The 20283-nt window shown below is 63.5% G+C and carries 16 protein-coding genes; 6 read left to right on the top strand and 10 right to left on the bottom strand.

What is annotated here, in order from left to right; genetic code table 11:
* Window positions 1-19: 19 nt before the first annotated feature.
* The 3 genes from AC6I6U_RS18865 to AC6I6U_RS18855 form a co-directional block, all read right to left on the bottom strand.
* Complete coding sequence (locus tag AC6I6U_RS18865; RefSeq protein WP_497877539.1) at window positions 20-1351, bottom strand: MFS transporter; 1332 nt, start codon at window positions 1349-1351, stop codon at window positions 20-22.
* 589 nt (window positions 1352-1940) lie between these two features.
* Window positions 1941-3467 (bottom strand): cryptochrome/photolyase family protein, encoded by a 1527-nt coding sequence (locus AC6I6U_RS18860; protein WP_497877538.1) that lies wholly within the window; start codon window positions 3465-3467, stop codon window positions 1941-1943.
* A gap of 8 nt (window positions 3468-3475) precedes the next feature.
* Window positions 3476-3781 carry a DUF6482 family protein gene (locus AC6I6U_RS18855; protein ID WP_497877537.1) on the bottom strand — a complete coding sequence of 102 codons (306 nt, stop codon included), beginning with the start codon at window positions 3779-3781 and terminating at the stop codon, window positions 3476-3478.
* Window positions 3782-4069: 288 nt separating this feature from the next.
* On the opposite strand from AC6I6U_RS18855, the gene AC6I6U_RS18850 reads away from it, so the two are divergent.
* Window positions 4070-6487 (top strand): glucose/quinate/shikimate family membrane-bound PQQ-dependent dehydrogenase, encoded by a 2418-nt coding sequence (locus AC6I6U_RS18850; RefSeq protein WP_497877536.1) that lies wholly within the window; start codon window positions 4070-4072, stop codon window positions 6485-6487.
* A gap of 169 nt (window positions 6488-6656) precedes the next feature.
* Window positions 6657-8177, top strand: a complete 1521-nt coding sequence (locus AC6I6U_RS18845; protein ID WP_497877535.1) for an MFS transporter — start codon at window positions 6657-6659, stop codon at window positions 8175-8177.
* A gap of 10 nt (window positions 8178-8187) precedes the next feature.
* On the opposite strand, the gene AC6I6U_RS18840 is transcribed toward AC6I6U_RS18845, so the two are convergent.
* The gene (locus AC6I6U_RS18840) at window positions 8188-8706 is read right to left on the bottom strand and encodes an SgcJ/EcaC family oxidoreductase (RefSeq protein WP_497883066.1); all 519 of its coding nucleotides are present in this window, start codon (window positions 8704-8706) and stop codon (window positions 8188-8190) included.
* Window positions 8707-8884: 178 nt separating this feature from the next.
* On the opposite strand from AC6I6U_RS18840, the gene AC6I6U_RS18835 reads away from it, so the two are divergent.
* Genes AC6I6U_RS18835 through AC6I6U_RS18820 form a run of 4 tightly spaced genes read left to right on the top strand, consistent with a single transcriptional unit; the run spans window position 8885 to window position 13495 of the window.
* Window positions 8885-10069: a sensor histidine kinase gene (locus tag AC6I6U_RS18835; protein ID WP_497877534.1), complete on the top strand. Its 1185-nt coding sequence runs from the start codon at window positions 8885-8887 to the stop codon at window positions 10067-10069.
* Complete coding sequence (locus AC6I6U_RS18830) at window positions 10066-10719, top strand: response regulator (RefSeq protein ID WP_497877533.1); 654 nt, start codon at window positions 10066-10068, stop codon at window positions 10717-10719. The genes AC6I6U_RS18835 and AC6I6U_RS18830 overlap by 4 nt, the downstream gene beginning before the upstream one ends.
* Window positions 10716-13043: an ATP-binding protein gene (locus AC6I6U_RS18825; RefSeq protein WP_497877532.1), complete on the top strand. Its 2328-nt coding sequence runs from the start codon at window positions 10716-10718 to the stop codon at window positions 13041-13043. Before AC6I6U_RS18830 ends, AC6I6U_RS18825 begins: the two co-directional genes overlap by 4 nt.
* Window positions 13040-13495, top strand: a complete 456-nt coding sequence (locus AC6I6U_RS18820; RefSeq protein WP_497877531.1) for a response regulator — start codon at window positions 13040-13042, stop codon at window positions 13493-13495. The genes AC6I6U_RS18825 and AC6I6U_RS18820 overlap by 4 nt, the downstream gene beginning before the upstream one ends.
* Window positions 13496-13575: 80 nt before the next feature.
* On the opposite strand, the gene AC6I6U_RS18815 is transcribed toward AC6I6U_RS18820, so the two are convergent.
* The 6 genes from AC6I6U_RS18815 to AC6I6U_RS18790 are packed head-to-tail and all read right to left on the bottom strand — an operon-like array spanning window position 13576 to window position 20269.
* Window positions 13576-14658, bottom strand: a complete 1083-nt coding sequence (locus AC6I6U_RS18815) for a protein-glutamate methylesterase/protein-glutamine glutaminase (protein ID WP_497877530.1) — start codon at window positions 14656-14658, stop codon at window positions 13576-13578.
* Window positions 14648-15154: a chemoreceptor glutamine deamidase CheD gene (cheD, locus tag AC6I6U_RS18810; protein WP_497877529.1), complete on the bottom strand. Its 507-nt coding sequence runs from the start codon at window positions 15152-15154 to the stop codon at window positions 14648-14650. Before cheD ends, AC6I6U_RS18815 begins: the two co-directional genes overlap by 11 nt.
* The gene (locus AC6I6U_RS18805; RefSeq protein ID WP_497877528.1) at window positions 15151-15960 is read right to left on the bottom strand and encodes a CheR family methyltransferase; all 810 of its coding nucleotides are present in this window, start codon (window positions 15958-15960) and stop codon (window positions 15151-15153) included. The genes cheD and AC6I6U_RS18805 overlap by 4 nt, the downstream gene beginning before the upstream one ends.
* 9 nt (window positions 15961-15969) lie before the next feature.
* A complete protein-coding gene (locus AC6I6U_RS18800; RefSeq protein ID WP_497877527.1) occupies window positions 15970-16509 on the bottom strand; it encodes a chemotaxis protein CheW in 540 nt (179 codons plus the stop codon).
* A 35-nt stretch (window positions 16510-16544) separates the two neighbouring features.
* The gene (locus AC6I6U_RS18795) at window positions 16545-18200 is read right to left on the bottom strand and encodes a methyl-accepting chemotaxis protein (RefSeq protein WP_497877526.1); all 1656 of its coding nucleotides are present in this window, start codon (window positions 18198-18200) and stop codon (window positions 16545-16547) included.
* Window positions 18201-18229: 29 nt separating this feature from the next.
* Window positions 18230-20269 (bottom strand): chemotaxis protein CheA, encoded by a 2040-nt coding sequence (locus tag AC6I6U_RS18790; RefSeq protein ID WP_497877525.1) that lies wholly within the window; start codon window positions 20267-20269, stop codon window positions 18230-18232.
* Window positions 20270-20283: the final 14 nt, after the last annotated feature.

Genomic DNA, 20283 nt, shown 5'->3' with positions numbered 1-20283 from the left:
CCTGCGGCGGCGCTTTCGATCAACGTTCCAGCGAAGCCGCCATTTCCAGGGTCATGCCTCGGGTTTCCGGGGCCAGCCAGACCGACACGACCAGGCCGACGAGCGAGACCAGTGCGGCAATCAGCATGGTGTTGCCGATACCGATGCCCTGCAGCGAGATAGACACCAGCCAGGTGCCGGCGGCAGACCCGATACGGGACATGGACGAGCCCATGCCAACCGCGAATGCGCGGATTTCCGTGGGGAACAGTTCGTTGGGATACACCAGTTCCAGTACCTGCGCGCCGCCAATGAACAACGCATAGGCACCGAACAGCACCAACACCAGGATTTCGGAGCCGCTGGAAAACAGGCCGAGGCCGAGCAACGCCAGGGTTGACCAGAGGAAGCTGTGGATGATCAGCGGGCGTCGGCCGAGGGTGTCGATCATCCGGGTGGCGACAATGCAACCGACCACGAACAACAGCGTAATCAGCACAGAGCCAAAGGACGCCCATTCACCCTTGAGATTCAGCGCCTGCAACACGACCGGGGCGAACGAATACACGGCGAACATCGGAACGACCGCCGCGCTCCAGAACATTGCGACAAAGAACATCCGCTTGCCGTAGCCCGAGCGCATCAGGTCACTCAGGGAGACCTTTTTCTCTACCGCCTGTTCGGGCATGTTCGCCAGGGAAAATGACGCCCCGTAGACCTTCTTGATGATGCTCTCCGCCTCGCCCAGGCGGCCCTTGCTCATCAGCCAGCGTGGGGATTCGGGAGTGCCCAGGCGAATGACGAACAGCAGCACGCCGAGTACCGCCGAGCTGGCCAGCACCAGTCGCCAGGCATCGTCCCCACCACGGGCCAGGATGAAGTTGCCGACCATGTAGGCCAGCGCCGCACCGGCAAACCACAGGATGGTCAGCGCTGCGAGGCGACGACCGCGATGTTTCTGCGGCAGGAACTCGGTGAGCAACGAGCCGGCCACCGGGTATTCAAGGCCAACGCCAACCCCGACCAGAAACCGCAGGATGAACAGCGCCATGCCCGATTCGACCCAGAAGGAGCCCACCGAGCCGACGATAAAAAGAATCGGGCCGACAAAAAACAGCCGGCGCCGGCCGATCCTGTCGGTCAGCCATCCACCGAGAAAACCGCTGCAGAAGGTCCCCAGCATCGCCGACGCGGCAACCAGGCCCTGCCAGAACGAATCCAGCTTCAGGTACTCGGAGAACTGGACGATCACCACCCCGATGATACTCAGGATGTAGCCATCCAGAATCCAGCCGCCGCCAGCGCGCACCGTCATCAACTGATGGAAGTTGTTGATCGGTACGTCCTCGATGGAAATAGTGCTTGTAGTCACCGCGATGTGTCTCCTGTGATAATTGTTTTTGGCATCTAAAGACATTCGTTCAATTGCAGATCTTTAACCTCAAGAAGCCGAACCCAAGAGCTATTCGCGCACGAGCAAGTTGAACTCAACTTGTAAGTTCAAGAAAACAAAGTCGTGAGCGGCCAATAGCCAAACATCGACGGTGCTCGCCCGTTGGGGCGACGTTCAAGCCGACGGGAATGCATTCGAGAGGAAAGTAACGGGCGAAAGCTCTGTTCAGCTGGGCCCCAAGGCAATGTATACCTTATGTCTACAATTTATTGACGCAGAATAGTCGAAGCTTTTGTGAAGGGTCAACGGTATTTTCAACCCCACATCAGATGAGGAATTATCGCCCGCCAGTTTATTGTCAAGCCATCCTCCATCTCAGCGTCAATATATTTAACAGTCTATGAAATATAGGCCTGAATTGACGCAAACTGACATGCCAGTGACGCAGCGGGAAGGTTCGTGATTGGTTGAAGTTGAAACTTTTGCATGAATCAACGATAAAGCTTTCCGACATTAATTCGGCGCACCCTCCTGAAGTAATGGAAAGCCCCCCGAAGTCGCGCCCCTTTCACAACGCCTGTCCATCGTCCAGCCGCGCCAAGAGGACTTGGCCGCGCGCCCACAACGCTTCGCGCCGAGCCTGCGGCAGGCTGTCGAGATTGCGATAGACCAAGGCCAGTCGCGGGTTCTCCGCCAGGGGCTGGCGATGGCGAATGAGGAAATGCCAGTACAGTGCATTGAATGGACAGGCATCCTCCTCCACCGCCTTTGTGACCTTGTAGCTACATGCCTGGCAATGATCGGACATGCGCTGGATATAGCGGCCACTGGCGCAATAGGGTTTGGAACCCAGGTAGCCGCCGTCGGCATGCATCACCATGCCCAGGGTGTTGGGCAGTTCGACCCAGTCGAAGGCGTCCAGGTAGACCGCCAGGTACCATTCGCAGATCGCGGTAGGCGCAATGCCGGCCAGCAGCGCGAAGTTGCCGGTGACCATCAGCCGCTGGATATGGTGGGCATAGCCCAGTTCCAGGGTCTGGCCGATGACCTGTTCCATGCAGCGCATGCGGGTATTACCGGTCCAGTAGAACGCCGGTAGCGGGCGCTCGTTACCCAGGTGGTTGAGCCTGGCATATTCGGGCATGCGCAGCCAGTAGATGCCTCGCACGTACTCGCGCCAACCGATCAGTTGGCGAATGAAGCCCTCGGCGGCGTTGAGCGGCACCCGTCCCTCGCGCCAGGCGGTGTCGACGTCGTCGCACAGCTGGCGGACATCCAGCAGGCCAATGTTCAGCGCGGCACTGATACGCGCATGGAACAGATAGGGTTCGCCCTCGGCCATCGCGTCCTGATAATCACCAAACGCCGCCAGGCCGAACTCAAGGAAATGCGTCCACAGTTCCCCGGCCTGTTCGTGGGTCACCGGGTAGTCGAAGGCATCGACCGTACCGTAATGCTCCGGGAAACGTACCCGCACCAGGTCAACCACTGCGGCGGTGATCGCATCCTGGGTGAAATGCGCCGGAAATGGCCCACGCAGGCCGCGCGGCAACGATTTGCGGTTGTCGCCGTCGAAATTCCACGCACCACCGACCGGGTTGCCATCGGGCTCCAGCAACAGGTTGCAACGTTTGCGCATGCCCCGATAGAAGTGCTCCATGCGCAACTGTGTGCGACCTGAGGCCCAGCGTGCGAATGCCTGCCGTGAGCAGAGGAACCGCGTATCGCGATGCCAGGTCAGCGGCAGCCCGGCTTCGCGCAGCGCCTGCTCCAGGCGCCATTCGCCGCATTCAGTCACATGCAATTCGTCCACGCCGAGTCTGGCCTGCCAGCGGCGCAGTTCGCCAGCAATGCTGCCCGTGTTGCCCGGTTCGTCCAGTCGTACATAGTGCACTTGCCAGCCCCGGTCACGCAGGGCCTGTGCGAAATGGCGCATGGCGCTGAAGATCAGCACGATCTTCTGTGGGTGATGGGGCACATAGCGCGCCTCCCCCTCGACCTCGGCCATCAGCAAGGCGTCGCGCGCCGGGTCCAGCGCACGCAACACCGCCAGGTCGAACGAGAGCTGGTCGCCGAGCACCAGGCCCAGCCGCATGTCCTGCGCTACCACTGGATGGCCAGCGTTACCGGCACCCGCAATGGTTCCATCGGTCCACTGCGCTGTCCGCACATCTCGTCGTGCACCACCTGCTGTACCAGCGTACAACGCAGCGGCGGCACATCGGCGAGCAGTTGGCGCAACTCGGTTGTCGAGCGCAGATGCAAGGCTTCACCGCGAGCATCACACAAGGTTCGTGGTCCGCGGCTGGTCATGGCACGCAAGATGTAGAAGCCGCCCTCCAGGGACAGCAGTTCAAGCTCATCGATCGCGCCGGCGCTCGCCAGCTCGGTCAGGTGCTGCAGGTTCATGGGAAGTCCTCCGGCGGATAACGACGATCACCCATATTGTACAAGTATAATTTCTTGTACAAGTTTTGCCTGAGCATCCAGCAATCGGACACCGACTCCGGCACTTGAGTGCTGCTCTTTTGGACATCAGCCGTTTCCAACAGGCAGAACGCAATCAGCGGGGCTAATCTGCTTTTGTCAAGGCCAGGCCTTGCGAGAGTTTGTCGCATTTTTTCAAATTAACTATTTAGTTAATTAGCAAGCTAAGGGTATAGTCGCCCCCGCATTCACACAGCGAGATGTTCCGCAATGACACAACCTCCTCGGGCCAGCGGCCCCAGCAGATTCATCCTTTCCGGACTGGGCGTGATCATCGCCCTGCTTGGCCTTGCCCTGGCCGCAGGCGGTGTACGCCTGGTCACCCTGGGCGGCAGTGGGTACTTCCTTGTCGGAGGCCTGGCCATGGCCATCGCCGGCCTGCTGATCGCCCGCCGCAAGCCGGTCGGTGCCTGGCTGTTCGCTGCCTTCCTGGTGGGCACCGCCGTCTGGGCGATGGTCGACACCGACCGCAGCTTCTGGCCGATGTTCTCCCGCCTGTTCATGTTCAGCGCCATCGGCCTGGTCGTGGCGCTGATCTACCCGACCCTGGTACGCGCTGCCGGCGGCACTGCCGGGCGCGGTGCCTACGGCCTGGCCGGGGTACTGGCGGTCGGGCTGGTGTGGGCTGTGGGCAACATGTTCGTCGCTCACCCAAGCGTGGCAGCCAAGGGCGACGGCCCGGCGCTGACACCGGTCGACCCGGCCAAGGCGCAGAAGAACTGGGCGCACTATGGCAACACCGAGGGTGGTAGCCGCTTCGCCGCGCTGGACCAGATCAACCGTTCCAACATCAACCAGCTGAAGGTCGCCTGGACCTACCACACCGGCGACGTGGCCATCAGCGACGGCAACGGTGCCGAAGACCAGCTAACCCCGCTGCAGATCGGCAACAAGGTGTTCATCTGCACCCCGCACAACAGCCTGATCGCGCTGGATGCCGATACCGGCAAGGAACTGTGGAAAAACCCGATCAACGCCCAGTCCAAGGTCTGGCAGCGTTGCCGCGGCATGGCCTACTTCGATGCGACCCAGCCGCTGGTGCAGCCGAGCCAGCCGAACAGCGTGCCAGTGATCGCCGCCAGCGTGCCGGCCGGCGCCAACTGCCAGCGTCGCCTGCTGACCAACACCATCGACGCCCGCCTGATCGCGGTCGACGCCGACACCGGTGCCTTCTGCGAAGGCTTCGGCAACCACGGCCAGGTCGACCTCAAGGCCGGTCTCGGTGACGTGCCGGACTCCTACTACCAACTGTCGTCCGCACCACTGATGGCCGGTACCACCGTGGTGGTCGGCGGTCGTGTCGCCGACAACGTCCAGACCGACATGCCAGGTGGCGTGATTCGCGGTTTCGACGTGATCACCGGCGCCATGCGCTGGGCGTTCGACCCGGGCAACCCGGAGGACAAGCAGGCGCCGGAAGCCGGCAAGACCTACGTGCGCAGCACCCCGAACAGCTGGGCGCCGATGTCCTACGACCCGGCGATGAACACCGTGTTCCTGCCGATGGGCAGCTCGTCCACCGACATCTATGGTGTCGAGCGTACCGACCTGAACCACAAGTACGGCGCTTCGGTCGTCGCGCTGGATGCCAGCACCGGCGCCGAGAAGTGGGTCTACCAGACCGTGCACAACGATCTCTGGGACTTCGACCTGCCGATGCAGCCGAGCCTGATCGACTTCACCAAGGATGACGGCAAGCAGGTACCTGCCGTGGTCATCGGCACCAAGGCCGGGCAGATCTACGTGCTCGATCGTGCCACCGGCCAGCCGCTGACCAAGGTCGAGGAAGTGCCGGTCAAGGCCTCCAACATCCCCAACGAGCCCTACTCGCCTACCCAGCCGAAATCGGTCGGCATGCCGCAGATCGGTGCCCAGACCCTGACCGAGTCGGACATGTGGGGCGCGACCCCGTTTGACCAGTTGCTGTGCCGTATCGACTTCAAGAAGATGCGCTACGACGGTCTCTACACCGCACCAGGCACCGACCTGTCGCTGAGCTTCCCGGGTTCCCTGGGCGGCATGAACTGGGGCAGCCTGTCCACCGACCCGGTGAATGGCTTCATCTTCGTCAACGACATGCGCCTGGGGCTGTGGATCCAGATGATCCCGTCGGCCAACAAGGGCGCCGCCGCAGGTGGCGGTGAAGCGTTGAACACCGGCATGGGCGCGGTGCCGCTCAAGGGCACGCCGTATGCGGTGAACAAGAACCGCTTCCTCTCGGTCGCCGGCATTCCGTGCCAGGCTCCGCCGTATGGCACCCTGACAGCGATCGACATGAAGACCCGCCAGGTCGCCTGGCAGGTTCCGGTCGGCACCGTGGAAGATACCGGCCCACTGGGCATCCGCATGCACCTGCCGCTGCCGATCGGCCTGCCGACCCTCGGTGGCACCCTGTCGACCCAGGGCGGCCTGGTGTTCATCGCCGGCACCCAGGACTTCTACCTGCGCGCCTTCGACAGCGGCAACGGCAAGGAAATCTGGAAATCCCGCCTGCCCGTGGGCAGCCAGGGCGGTCCGATGACCTACGTGTCGCCGAAAACCGGCAAGCAGTACGTGGTGATCACCGCCGGTGGCGCGCGGCAATCGACCGATCGTGGCGATTACGTCATGGCCTACGCCCTGCCGTGATCCCGCTGCCCACCTGCGGGTGGGCATGCAACAAATCTTGCGGGGTGGCCCAGGTCGCCCCGCAAGCCCGCCATGTACCGGGCGGATACAGACTTTCACAATCGCTCACACCCCTCTCGACCGTTGCGAGGCACACTGGCCTTCCTGCAATGATTTGCGTCGAGTTCACATGTTCGCTTCCCCCTCCTCCGCCAGACGCTGGCTGATCCTCTTCGCCGTGATGCTGGCCTTCCTGCCGGTCGTGATCGACATGACGATCCTGCACATCGCCATTCCACCCTTGACGCTGGCCCTTGGCGCATCCGGCACCGAAGTGCTGTGGATCATCGACATCTACCCGCTGCTGATGGCCGGCCTGCTGGTGCCCATGGGAACCCTGGCAGACCGGATCGGCAACCGGCGCATCCTGCTGGCGGGCCTGTTGGTGTTTGGCGTGGCCTCCCTACTGGCGGCCTTCGCCCTGACCCCGGCGATGCTGATTGGCGCCCGAGTGCTGCTGGCCCTGGGTGGCTCGATGATCATGCCTTGTGTGCTGGGCATCATCCGCCGGACCTTCGAGGACGAAAAGGAACGGGCCATGGCGCTGGGCCTGTGGGGTACCGTCGGGGCTGCTGGCGCGGCGGTCGGGCCGTTGATCGGCGGGATGCTGCTGGAGCATTTCTGGTGGGGCTCGGTATTCCTGGTCAACGTCCCGGTGGTGCTGGTCGTGCTGCTGTTTGCCTTTGTGTTGCTGCCACGCAATGAAATCACCACGCCCGGCAGTTGGGCCTTTGGCCAGGCACTGCTGTTGATCGCCGGGGTCATTTCGCTGGTGTATGGCATCAAGGCCGGTGTCGGCGCCACGCAGCCACTCACGGTCGCCCTGTTGATCCTGGCTTTCGGCCTGGCGTTGCTGGTGGTATTCGCCCGCCTGCAACTGCGCGCGCAAAACCCGATGCTGGATCTGTCGTTGTTCTCGCACCCGGCAATCCTCGCGGGCATGATCATGGCCATCGTTGCCTGCGGTGCGCTGGCCGGCGTCGAGCTGACCCTCGCCCAGGAGCTGCAGTACGTACTGGACAAGACACCGTTGCAGGCCGGGATCTTCATGATCCCGATCATGACGGCTGCAGCCATCGGCGGTCCCTGTGCCGGCTACCTGACCAACCTGTTCGGCCTGCGCCTGGTGGCGAGCCTGTCACTGGTGATCTCGGCGGTGGTCCTGGCGCTGCTGGCCAAGGCCGACTTCCATCATCCCGGGATATGGGTACCGGCATTGCTGGGCGTACTCGGCCTGGTGCTGAGCATCGGGCTGACGGCCTCCTCCATTGCGATCATGGGCTCGGTCGACGCCAGCAAGGGCGGTGCGGCGGGATCGTTGGAGGCGACGGGTTATGAACTGGGCAGCGGGCTGGGCATCACCTTTTTTGGCGTGTTCATGTCCAGCGTGTTCGGGCGCACGCTCCAATTGCCGCCGGACCTCGCCCAACCGCTGGCAAGCCAGGCGACCCGTTCCATCGGGGACGCCCACGTGGTGGCGCAACAGTTGGCAGAAGGCCAGGCCACGGAGCTGATCGAAGCGGCCAAGGCTGCCTTCTCGACGACGCACTCGGTGCTGCTGACCACCTCGGCCGTGCTGATTGGCGTACTGGCGGTGGGCGTGTTCTTCATGCTCGCCAACTACGCGCCAAAGAACAGCCCGCACGGCTAACCCGCCACGATCACTTGGCCGCGTGCTTGGCCTGCACTTCCGGCATGGCCGAGGAGTGATGGTTGAGAATCTTCCACTGGCCGTTCAACTGCTCGTAGACGAAGGTGTAGCGTGCCTGCACCTGGCGGGTCGCGCCGTCGGTCCCGGTCAGGATGAAGGTGTAGACGCCGCTGTCGATGGCCACGTCGTTGCCCAGGCGGTGGATGTCGCGGTAGTTGATCTGCCCGATCGGCTTGAGGGCCAGGAAGTGGTCGAAGTAGTCCTTGATCTGCGCCGGAGTGGTGCGCACCTGGTTGGACACCGTTGGCTGCAGCATCGCATCCGGTGCGTAGAGGTCGACCACCGCCTGGGCGCTGCCGGTCTTCAGGGCGGCGTTCCAGCGGTCGAACAGGTCGGCGATCTCGCGGTCCTTCTGGTTGGCCGGCTGCGCGGCGACGTCGCTGTAGACATAGGGGGCCGTTTCGACGGCCTGGGCGAACGGGGCGCTGAGGGCCGCCAGCAGAACAAGGGCCGAGGTCTTCATTTTCATCATGCAACTCTCCAGTGGTGTCCGATGGCTGCACTTTGCCAAGCGACAGGCCGCCGGCCATCGGCCAACCGGAGTCTTTTGCCTATGCCATTCGGCAGATGGCCGTGGCCGCGGTTACACGGTTTAATAGCGCCCTCGCCCGCACGGGCACGCCTATTCGACGCGTCGGAGCCCGACCATGCAAAACCTGCCTCATGATCCGGGCAGCGCCCTGGCCATCCGGACCCAGTACCGACAGTCACAAAGTCGCGCGGCGCGCCTGCGCCTGCTGGTCGATACCGGCCAGGAGCTCATTCGGTTGCCGCCTGCCGCCATGCGCGAGCGTGTACTGACCCGTGCCTGCGGGTTTCTGGCCATGGACCACGGGCTGCTGCTGGAGCGCGATGCCGAGGGTCGGGTCGGCCGCACCGCCAGCCTGGGCAGGCCGGAACGCCTGAACAGCCTCGACGACCAGGTGGATAGCTCCATGCGCAGCCCCTGCTGGCAGGAGCAGCCGGGCGCATTGCTGTCCCAGGTGCTACGGGTGCCGCTGCGTGGGGGCGACGACCAGACCTTCGGCATCCTGGTGCTGGCCAACAGCGCCCGCATCGCCACACCCGACAACGAAGACCTCGAATCCCTGCAACTGCTCGCCACCCTGTTGGCAGCACACCTGGAAAACGACCGGCTGTTGAGCACGCTGATCGTCCGCGACCGGACCCTTTCCGACCTGGTCAGCCAACTGTTCCGGGCCCAGGAGGACGAACGCAAGCGCGTGGCCTACGACCTGCATGACGGGCTGGCCCAGTCGCTCGCCGGGCTGCATCAGCGCCTGCAGGGGTTTGCCGGCCGTTGCCCGTCCCTGCCCGAGGCGCTGGACACGGACCTGCAGGCGATCCTGAGCCTGGCCCAGCAATGCGTGGTCGAGGGACGCCAGCTGATCGGTGGCCTGCGCCCTACCGTTCTCGACGATTTCGGCCTGCTGACCGCACTCGACAAGGAAGCCGACCGCCTGCGCGACGCAGGTATCAAGGTGCAGTGGACTGCACGCTGCCAGGCGCGGCTACCGAGCCCGGTGGAAATCGCGCTGTTTCGCATCGCCCAGGAAGGCATCAACAATATTCTCAAGCATGCCCAGGCGAGCCAGGTACGGATGGCCCTGGCCTTGAAAGCAGGCCAGGCCTCGCTACAAGTGATCGATAACGGCAAAGGGTTCGCCGCGGCGGCGCCACTCGACAATCACGATTCCCGTCACCTGGGACTGGCAACGATGCAGGAGCGCGCCAGCCTGCTTGGCGGGACATTCACTTGCCTCAGTAAGGTCCGACACGGCACGCAACTGTTGGTCGACGTACCCTGCATCCTGGAGGAAAGCATTCAATGACAGCCGCCCTGCGCCTGGTCCTGGCCGACGACCATGAAGTCACCCGCACCGGTTTCGTCGCCCTGCTCGCCGGCCATCCGCAATTCGACGTGGTCGGCCAGGCCTGCGACGGCCAGCAAGCCGTGGAGCTGTGTGAGCGCCTGCTGCCCGACATCGCCATCCTCGACATTCGCATGCCGGTGCTCAATGGCCTGGGCGCGGCGCGTATCCTTCAACAGAAGCTGCCGGCGCTGAAAGTGGTGATCTTCACCATGGACGATAGCCCGGACCACCTGGAGGCGGCCATGCAGGCCGGGGCCGTAGGGTATCTGCTCAAGGACGCCCGCCGCGATGAGGTGATCGACGCCCTGCAACGGGTCGCGCGTGGCGAAGAAGCGCTGAACAACGCGGTCAGCGCACGCCTGCTGCGGCGCATGACCGAGCGCCACGGCAATGGTGCACCGGCCAGCGAAAACCTGACCGCCCGCGAGCGCCAGGTCCTCGGGCTGGTGGCCGGCGGGCTGAGCAACCGGGAAATCGGCGAAAGGCTCGGCATTACCACCGGGACGGCCAAGGCCCATGTCGAACGGGTCATCGGCAAGCTCGGCGCCGCGGATCGCACCCAGGCCGCCGTGCGGGGTATTGCATTGGGCCTGGTGGCCCAGCCATGAAGCTGTTCCGTGCCCGACGCTGGATCGACCTGCCGCTGCGGGACAAGGCATTGGTGGTGATTTCCCTGCCCCTGGTGATCCTGCTGATGTCACTGGTGCTGATCTACATCACCGAACGCCAGACTGCCCACGCCGAAGAGGATGTGCGGCGGGTGCTGCGGGTACAGGGCGATATCCAGACCGTGCACACCCTGCTCGCCGAGGCGGCAGCCAGCGTGCGCGGCTATCTGCTGACCCAACGCGAGGACTTCCTGCCGGGCTACCTGAAGGCCCGGCCACTGATCGACGCAGCCCTGCAACGGCTGAACCGCAACGTCCGTGATGAGCGGGTGCGGCGGCAGTTGGAGGCCATCGAACCGTTGATCAACAGCAAGGTCGCAGGCCTGGAGGAGATGCTCGCCGAACAGCGGGCCAATCCGCAGACGATCACCCCGATCCTGATCAGCAACAAGCACATCCTCGATGAGTTGCGCGAGCATATCGGCACCATCCTTACCCTTGAAGACACCTTGCTTGCCGAACGGACCGCCGCCGCCGCCGCGACCCGCCAGCGGCTACTGCTGTCGACGTTGCTGGCGGCCTTCTGCGGCCTGTTCGGCGCCATCGTCGCGGTGCTGTTCCTGTCCAAGGGCATCGTTGCACGGGTGCAGCAGGTCAAGGGCAATGCGCAACGCCTGGCGCTGGGCCAACCCCTGCAACCGCAACCACCGGAAAACGACGAGATCGGCCAACTCGGCACCCGCCTGGTCGAGGCCGGCCTGCTGCTCGCCGAGCGTGAGCGGGCGTTGCGTGACAACGAAGAGCGGCTGCGGCTGATCATCGATGGCGTGAAGGACTATGGCATCTTCGCCCTCGACACCCAGGGTTTCGTCACCAGCTGGAACGCCGGCGCCGAACGGATCAAGGGCTACACGGAACAGGAAATCATCGGCCAGCATTTCTCGCTGTTCTACCTGCCGCAGGAGTGTCCGGCGCACCCCGAACATGCCCTGCGCGAGGCGACCCGCGATGGTCACTACATGGAGGAAGCCTGGCGCATCCGCAAGAATGGCAGCCGCTTCTGGGCCAGCGTGGTGATCACCGCCCAATACGACAGCCGCGGCGCACTGCGGGGCTTTTCCAAGATCACCCGCGACATCACCGATCGCCGCACAGCGGAAATCGCATTGGGCACCGCTCGCGAGGAAGCCGAGCGGGCCAGCCGGGCCAAGAGCGAGTTTCTTTCGCGCATGAGCCATGAGCTGCGCACCCCGCTCAACTCGATCCTGGGTTTTGCCCAGTTGCTGGAGATGGACGCCCAGCCGGGGCAGCAAGCCAATGTCGGGCACATCCTGCGCGGTGGCCGGCACCTGCTGGGGCTGATCAACGAGGTGCTGGACATTGCCCGAATCGAGGCCGGGCACCTGCAGTTGAATCTAGAACCCGTGCCCCTGGCCCAAGCCCTGCAGGAAGCCCTGGCGCTGGTGTCGCCGATGGCCGCCAGTGCCGGCATCCGCTTGCTGCCGTTACCTGCACTGCCAGCGGACAGCGGCATCTTCGCCGACCGCCAGCGCCTGACCCAGGTGCTGCTCAACCTGCTGTCCAACGCCATCAAGTACAACCGGCCCCAGGGCCAGGTAAGCATTGAGGCCAGGGTGGATCGACAGCGTATCGCCGTATCGGTCAGCGACACCGGCAAGGGCATTGCCGCCGAGCGCCTGGGGCAGTTGTTCAAGCCATTCGAACGCCTGGACAGCGACCCGAATATCGAAGGCAGCGGCCTGGGCCTGGCGCTGAGCAAGAACCTGCTGGAAATGATGCAAGGCAGCCTGACGGTGCACAGCCAACCCGGCCTGGGCTCCAGATTCACCCTTGAGTTACCGTTCGTGCGCCTGCAGGAACACCCGGAGCCTGCCGTCGCACCGGTGGACACGCCAGCCGACATCTCCGTGCCTGTCGCGCCGAGCTGGCGCGGGCAGGTGCTGTACATCGAGGATCATCTGTCGAGCCTGGCCCTGGTCGAGACCCTGTTGCAAAGGCGGCCAGGCATCCGGCTGCTGTCGAGCATGCAGGGGCAACTGGGGCTCGACCTCGCCGCGCAGCATGCACCCCAACTGATCCTGCTCGACGTGGCGCTGCCCGACATGGATGGGCTAACCGTCCTGCAACTCTTGCGTCAGTCGCCCATCACTCGCTCGGCGCCCGTACTGATGATGACCACCGACACCAGCGAAACCAGCCGCCAGGCTCTGTGTGCGGCCGGCGCGACAGCGGTGCTGGGCAAACCGATCCATATTCCCTCGTTCCTCGCCCACCTCGACCAGTATCTTGCGGAGCCCGTGTGAACAACGACCTGCGTATCCTGATCATCGATGATCAACGGCCCAATCTCGACCTGATGGAGCAATTGCTGGTGCGCGAAGGCCTGAGCAATGTCCTGAGCAGCACCGAGCCATTGCGGACCCTGGACCTGTTCAACAGCTTCGAGCCGGACCTGGTGATTCTCGACCTGCACATGCCGGAGTTCGATGGCTTCGCGATTCTCGAGCAGTTGAACCGGCGCATTCCGGCGGGCGAATACCTGCCGATCCTGGTGCTGACCGCCGACGCGACCCGCGACACGCGCCTGCGGGCCCTGGCGCTGGGAGCAAAGGATTTCATCAGCAAGCCCCTGGATGCCTTGGAGACCATGCTGCGGGTGTGGAACCTGCTGGAGACGCGTGCGCTGTACAACACCTTGCGCACGCTGATTCCGGCGGATCAGATCGCGCTGATACGGCCTGCCAACAGGTCATAGACGCATGGATGCGTTCCAGGATAAGCCAGGATCGGCGTTCCAGTTGCAAGCGCACCGCTGGTTGCCGGCCAGCAGCGAATTCACTTATGCAGAATCGCCTGGTGAATATCCTGCAAGGCCATGATCCGCTGTGCGGCGTTGAGCTTGATGGCTTCCTTGGGCATACCGAACACCACGCAACTGGCTTCATCCTGGGCCACGGTGGCGGCGCCGGCGTCGAGCATCTCCTTGAGACCGCGAGCGCCATCATCGCCCATGCCGGTCATGATGATGCCGGTGGCGTTCCTGCCGGCAAACTTGGCCACCGAGCGAAACAGCACGTCCACTGACGGCCGATGGCGGTTGACCAGGGGGCCATCGATGACCTGGGCATGGTAGAAGGCGCCGCTGCGGGTCACCATCAGGTGTTTGCCGCCGGGGGCGATCAGTGCCAGGCCCGGCAGGACGCGGTCGTTGTTGCGCGCTTCGCGCACCTCGATCTCGCACAGGCTGTTGAGGCGCTCGGCGAACGACGCCGTGAACTTCTCCGGCATGTGCTGTACCACCACCATCCCCGGACATACCCGTGGCAACGCTGTCAGTACGGTCTCCAGGGCCTGGGTACCGCCGGTGGAGGTGCCGATGGCGACGATGCGCTCGGTGGTCTGTGCCATGGCGTGTCCGGTGGCGGCAGGCAGGATCGCGTCTGCGCTGAGCTTGCTGGCCGGGGTCAGCGTCGGCGGCGCTGGAGCACTGCGTTTGCCCAGGTTCCCGAGGTTGGCTTTCGCAGCAGCACGGATTGCCGCCACCAGTTCGGCGGCCGAGTCGATCAGGAAGTTTTTCAATCCGGTGGTCGGTTTGGTGATGATCTCCACGGCACCGGCCGACAATGCCTGCAGGGAGGTTTCCGCGCCTTTCTGGGTCAGGGAAGAGCAGATCACCACGGGGGTCGGCCGCTCACTCATGATTTTACGCAGGAAGGTGATGCCGTCCATGCGCGGCATCTCCACGTCCAGCACGATCACATCCGGCCATTCCCGGGCGAGCTTGTCCATGGCAAAAATCGGATCGGAGGCGGCCCCAATGACGTGAATATCCGGTGTATCGCCGAGGATCGCCAGCAACACCTGGCGCACCACCGCCGAGTCATCGACCAGCAGCACACTGATTTTTCTATTCGGCATATCTATCGAGTGTTCCCATTGGTTGGTGTCGGACCCAGACGTTGCCGTTCCACAGGTCGAATAAAATCGTGCGGTAGCCGGTACTGCCCATGTCCTGGGCCGCCAACTGCAAGTGATGATGCTCGGCCAGGTCCAGCGCCGCGCGGATGTTCAGGCTGGCCACGTCCTGGGCGGGCAAGGCGCGGCGATGCCCGGGGAACATCTCGCCGCCGCCGAACAGCTTGACCTGGTAGTCCTGCGGCGTGGTGCCATGGGCGCGGGCGTGCCCCAGCAGCATCTCGACAGCCTCGTCGGCATACCTGCCGTCCAGGGAATGTCCCCTGCGCAAGCGCGTCGGCAGCATGAAATGGCACATGCCGCCGATCCGCCGCTGCGGGTGCCAGAACGTGAACGCCACGCACGATCCCAGCAAGGTTCTCAGGCGAGTCGGCCGGATGGCAAAGCTGACCTCTCCGGGCGCCAGTACCACTTCGCTCACATCCACGGGCATTTTCATGGCTTGCGGTAAATCGACGGGGCCACCAGCTTGAGCGTGTCATTCACGCCATGGAGGCTTTCCGAGTGGCTGATGATGAAGAAACCGCCGCTCTTGAGGCGTGGCAGCAGGCGCGCGACGACCTGGCGCTTGGTCTTCTGGTCAAAGTAGATCATCACGTTGCGCAGGAAAATCACCTCGAACTCACCCAGTTCGGGCAGGTTTTCGTTGAGGTTGACCTGGATGAAACTGACCCGGTTGCGCAGCGTCCTGTCGATCAGAAAGGTGCCCTCCTGGCGACCGATGCCCTTGAGGCAGAACCTGGTCAGCAACGGCATCGGCAAGGTATTGGCACGCTCCATGGGGTAGTGCCCCGTACGCGCCCTCGCCAGTACCTGGGTGCTGATATCCGAGCCGATCACTTCCCAGGGGGTGGTGCCCAGGCACTCGGCCAGGGTCATGGCCAGGCTGTAGGGCTCTTCGCCAGAGGAACTGGCAGCGCTCCAAACTCGAAACAGCTTGCCGGGCGACGCCTTGGGCAGCACCTGTTGCCGCAGGAAATCGAAATGCTTGGGCTCGCGAAAAAAGTAGGTTTCATTGGTGGTCAGCAGATCCAGGGCCACCTGCAGTTCGCCCTTGCGCTGATCGCTCATGATCAGCTTGAAGTACTCCCCGTAGCTCTCCAGCTCATAGTGCTTGAGGCGCTTGAACAGGCGTCCGGCCACCAGGGCCTTCTTGGCCGGCGACAGATTGATGCCTGCCGCACGGTACAACCAGGACTGGAACTGGCTGAACTCACGATCGTCGAGGACGGTGGTGTCTGACATGATCGGGCCTTAGCGCGGGTCGAGGTCGAGCCCCGGCGCCTGGGCAGCCTCGGCGAGACTGGACATCTCGTCAATGGACAGCACCTTGTCCACCTGCAGCACGATCATGAACTTGCCTTCGACCTTGGCCATGCCACTGATGAAATCGGCGCGAATCCGCGCGCCGAAGCTGGGTGGCGGTTCGATCTGGCTGGCCGGAATTTCCTGCACGGCGGAGACGGTGTCCACCAGCAACCCGATATCCTGGGGCATGCCCTCCTCGCTCCGGGCCTCGATGATGATGACGCAGGACCGCCGGGTGATGGTCGAATTCGCCCGACCAAAGCGCGCCGACAGATCCACCACCGGCACCACGGCGCCACGCAGGTTGATCACGCCACGTACAAAAGCGGGCATCATCGGCACCACGGTCAGGCTGCCGTACTCGATGATTTCCTTGATACCCAGGATGCCGAGGGCGAACATCTCGCCACCGAGCATGAAGGTCAGGTATTGCGCATCCTCGTCTGTCGAGACCGCGGTTTGGCGGGTGGTCACTACTGCGCCCATGTCATTCTCCCTTTGAGCCCACATCGATCCTGCGATCAGAAGCGGGTGAATTCCGATTCATCCAATGCACCGGCGGTTTCCTGGGCGAACGCCTTGCGCGAAGCTGGCACCACCGGGCGCGGTGGTTGCCGATCAGGCTTGCTGCCGGTGCCCTCCACGCTGCGACTCAGCAAGGCCTTGGGACTGGAGTCGAGTACGAAGAAACTCATGGCCTGCTGCAACTGCTCGGCCTGGCTGCTCATTTCTTCCGCAGTCGCGGCCAGCTCCTCGCTGCTCGAGGCGTTCTGCTGGGTGACCTGGTTGAGCTGGGTCATTGCCATGTTGATCTGCGAGACACCAGCGGCCTGCTCTTCGGACGCGGCGCTGATTTCCTGCACCAGGTCGGAGGTCTTGGTGATCGACGGGACCATTTCATCGAGCAGCTTGCCGGCCTTCTCGGCCATGTCCACGCTGCTGGAGGACAACTCGCCGATTTCCTGGGCGGCCACCTGGCTGCGCTCGGCCAGCTTGCGCACTTCGGCGGCTACCACCGCGAAACCCTTGCCATGCTCGCCGGCTCGCGCGGCCTCGATGGCGGCATTGAGGGCGAGCAGATTGGTCTGGTAGGCGATGTCATCGATGATGCTGATGCGCTGGGCGATTTTCTTCATCGCCACCACGGTCTGCTGCACCGACTCACCCCCTTCGGTGGCTTCCTTGGCGGCCTTGCTGGCCATGCCATCGGTGACCTTGGCGTTCTCGGTATTCTGGTTGATGCTGGCGCTCATCTGCTCCACCGATGCACTGGTTTCCTCGACGCTGGCCGCCTGTTCGCTGGTGGCCTGGCTCATCGATTGCGCGGTGGCGCTGACCTGCTCCGAAGCGCTGGCCAGGTTGTCGGCGGCGTTGCGTACGTCGCCGATGATGTGCGCCAGCTTGCCGACCATGTTGCGCATGGCGTTGAGCACCATGCCGGTCTCGTCCTTGGCGCCCGTCTCGATGTGGGCGTTGAGGTTGCCCTGGGCCAGGTGTTCGGCGGCTGCGGCGGCATGGCGCAAGGGGCGCGAGATGATCCGGGCGATGAACAGTGCCAGTCCCAGGCCGACCACCAGCGCGACGATCAGTGCGGCGATGATCGACAGGCGTGAATTTTCGTACAGCACCGAGCCCCTGTCACCCGCCGAGGTCGCGCCGGCGTCGTTGAGTTCGATCAGTTTCTGCAGGCGCCCCGTCACCTCGTCAAAATGCCCCCTGGACTCACCGCGCAGTTGGGTACGGGCCTGGGCTTCCTCATTCTGCCGAGACAGTTCGAACAGTTTCTGGCTGCCTGCCAGGTAGGTGGCCCAGGCGCTTTTGACACTGCCAAGCAGTTGACGATCTTCGTCGTCCGACAGCAGTTTCTCGTAGGTGTCGAGCCGCGTTTCGAACTGCTGGCGCGCCTCGACGGCTTCGCGTTCTGCCTGGTCCTTTTCCTCGGCGACATCAGTGGTGATGTGGCGGTATTCCTTCAGGCGATAGCTGGCGGCATAAAAGCGCATGCCTGCCGCGGCGCGCATGGACGGCATCCAGTTGCTCCGGATGTCCTGGGCGGCCTGGTTGACGCTACCGAGCTGGATGATGGCAAAGGCGCCCATCGCCGCGGTCAGCGCCAGGACCACCAGGAACGAGCTGATCAGCTTGATGGAAATCTTGAGATCGTAGAACCATTTCATCGGGGAACCTCCATGGAAATGCAGATACGTCAGCGACCAACGACAGGAGACGACTGAGGTGACTGGGCCGTACGGGCTTCCAGTTGCACGATTTGGTTGAGCAGTGCCGGTATATCGAGAATCAGGGCCACCGCGCCGCTGCCCAATATGGTCGAACCGCTGATACCGCGCAGTGAGCCAAAGAGCTTGCCCAGGGGCTTGATCACGATCTGGAACTCGCCGAGCAACTCATCCACCACCAGCCCGGCCTTGTGTTCGGCGTAGCGCACCACCACCACGTTCTGCCGCCTGGCGGCGGGCCCTTCGTGGCGGAAGTGATCACGCAGGTCCACCAGGGGCAACACCTCGCCACGCAGGTCCAGGTAGCCCTGGCTACGGCTGGCCTGGCGCTGCGGCTCGTCCAGTTCGATGCATTCCTGGACCATGTCCAGCGGAATCACGTAGGTGGCGTGGTCGATACCCACCAGGAAGCCATTGATGATCGCCAGGGTCAGCGGCAGGCGAATACGCACCACGGTGCCCTGGCCGGGACGGCTGTCCAGGTCGACGGTGCCTCGCAACAGGGTGATATTGCGCTTGACCACGTCCATGCCAACGCCACGCCCGGACAGGTTGGTCACAGCTTCGGCGGTCGAGAAGCCGGCTTCGAAGATCAGGTTGTAGATCTCCTGGTCGGTCAGCACCGTGCCATTGGCGACCAGCCCGCGTTCCTGGGCCTTCGCCAGGATTCGCTCGCGGTTCAGGCCGGCTCCATCGTCGGCAATCTCGATGACGATGCTCCCCGAGTCGTGATAGGCATTGAGGCTCAGGTGCCCCTTGCCCGGCTTGCCAGCCGTACGTCGGGCTTCGGCACTTTCGATACCGTGGTCCATGGCATTGCGCAGCAGGTGCATGAGCGGATCGCCGATTTTCTCCACGACCGTCTTGTCCAGTTCGGTTTCCGCACCGTTGATGATCAGTTCGATGTCCTTGCCCAGTTCCTGGCTGACATCGCGTACCACACGCCGGAAGCGGTTGAACGTGTCGCCAATGGGGATCATGCGCAGGTGCAGCGCACCATCGAGGATTTCCTCCACCAGCCCGGACACGGTCGAGGTGGCTTCCTGCAGTGGATCGTTGTTGCAGGAACGGGCCAGCAGGCTTGCGCCAGCGCTGGCGATCACCAGTTCGCCGACCAGGCTGATCAGCTCGTCCAGTTTGTCGGCATTGACCCGCACATAGTTGCCATCCCGGCTTTTCACCTCGCTGGTCGCCGGTAGCCGCTGCGGCGCGGCAGTCGCGGCTTGCGGCTCAGGCAGCGGGACCAGGTCGGTAGTCTGGGCAACCGGGCTGTCGGCGGCTTCGTCGACGGCGCTGATCTGCACGTCGCACTCGTCACGGACGAAGTCGAAGACTTCATTGAGGGTCGCATGGCTGGCGGTGGAGCGCAGGTCGATTTCAAACCCCAGGTAGCAGCTCTCAGGATCCCAGGTTTCGAGGGCCGGGATACCCTCGGTCAGCGTGCTGACCTGAACCATCTGCCCCAGGGTGTCGAGGTAGCGCAGGAACGACAGTGGGTCCATGCCATTGCGGAACACATCCACGCCAAAGCGCAGGGAGATATGCCAGAGCACTTCGCCGTGGGTATCCGCATCGACGACGGCAACCTCGTTGCTTTCGCCGCCTCCGGCAGGGGCCTGGTAGGCCGTGAGCGCCGCCCGCAGTACCGCCTCGCGCTCCAGCGCCGCAGGCTGCAGCGCCTCGCCGCGGTTGGCGACGACCTCGATCAGCTCAAGCATATGATCGCCGCACTTGAGCAGGATCGCGATCAGCGCCGCATCCACGGCCACGCTCTCATCACGAATGCGATCAAGCACATCCTCGACGATATGCGTGAAGCCCACGATAGGCTCCAGGCCGAACAGCCCGGCGGAACCCTTGATGGTGTGCGCGGCGCGGAAGATCGCACCAATGGCATCCTGGTCGCCGGGCTCGCTTTCCAGTTGCAGCAGGGATTGCTCCATGGCCTGCAACAGTTCGCGTGCCTCCACGATGAAGGTCTGTAGTGCCTGATCGAGATTGATGCTCACCTGGACTTTCCTTG

The organism is Pseudomonas sp. UTLPPB19802, assembly GCF_059730225.1.
This window is presented reverse-complemented; position numbering and strand designations above follow the sequence as displayed.

What these genes read in the sequence shown, in the direction of transcription:
- AC6I6U_RS18860 (WP_497877538.1), bottom strand. Translation starts at nt 3,467, where the DNA reads ATGCGGCTGGGCCTGGTGCTCGGCGACCAGCTCTCGTTCGACCTGGCG.
- AC6I6U_RS18855 (WP_497877537.1), bottom strand. Translation starts at nt 3,781, where the DNA reads ATGAACCTGCAGCACCTGACCGAGCTGGCGAGCGCCGGCGCGATCGAT.
- AC6I6U_RS18850 (WP_497877536.1), top strand. Translation starts at nt 4,070, where the DNA reads ATGACACAACCTCCTCGGGCCAGCGGCCCCAGCAGATTCATCCTTTCC.
- AC6I6U_RS18845 (WP_497877535.1), top strand. Translation starts at nt 6,657, where the DNA reads ATGTTCGCTTCCCCCTCCTCCGCCAGACGCTGGCTGATCCTCTTCGCC.
- AC6I6U_RS18840 (WP_497883066.1), bottom strand. Translation starts at nt 8,706, where the DNA reads ATGAAAATGAAGACCTCGGCCCTTGTTCTGCTGGCGGCCCTCAGCGCC.
- AC6I6U_RS18835 (WP_497877534.1), top strand. Translation starts at nt 8,885, where the DNA reads ATGCAAAACCTGCCTCATGATCCGGGCAGCGCCCTGGCCATCCGGACC.
- AC6I6U_RS18830 (WP_497877533.1), top strand. Translation starts at nt 10,066, where the DNA reads ATGACAGCCGCCCTGCGCCTGGTCCTGGCCGACGACCATGAAGTCACC.
- AC6I6U_RS18825 (WP_497877532.1), top strand. Translation starts at nt 10,716, where the DNA reads ATGAAGCTGTTCCGTGCCCGACGCTGGATCGACCTGCCGCTGCGGGAC.
- AC6I6U_RS18815 (WP_497877530.1), bottom strand. Translation starts at nt 14,658, where the DNA reads ATGCCGAATAGAAAAATCAGTGTGCTGCTGGTCGATGACTCGGCGGTG.
- cheD (WP_497877529.1), bottom strand. Translation starts at nt 15,154, where the DNA reads ATGAAAATGCCCGTGGATGTGAGCGAAGTGGTACTGGCGCCCGGAGAG.
- AC6I6U_RS18805 (WP_497877528.1), bottom strand. Translation starts at nt 15,960, where the DNA reads ATGTCAGACACCACCGTCCTCGACGATCGTGAGTTCAGCCAGTTCCAG.
- AC6I6U_RS18800 (WP_497877527.1), bottom strand. Translation starts at nt 16,509, where the DNA reads ATGGGCGCAGTAGTGACCACCCGCCAAACCGCGGTCTCGACAGACGAG.
- AC6I6U_RS18795 (WP_497877526.1), bottom strand. Translation starts at nt 18,200, where the DNA reads ATGAAATGGTTCTACGATCTCAAGATTTCCATCAAGCTGATCAGCTCG.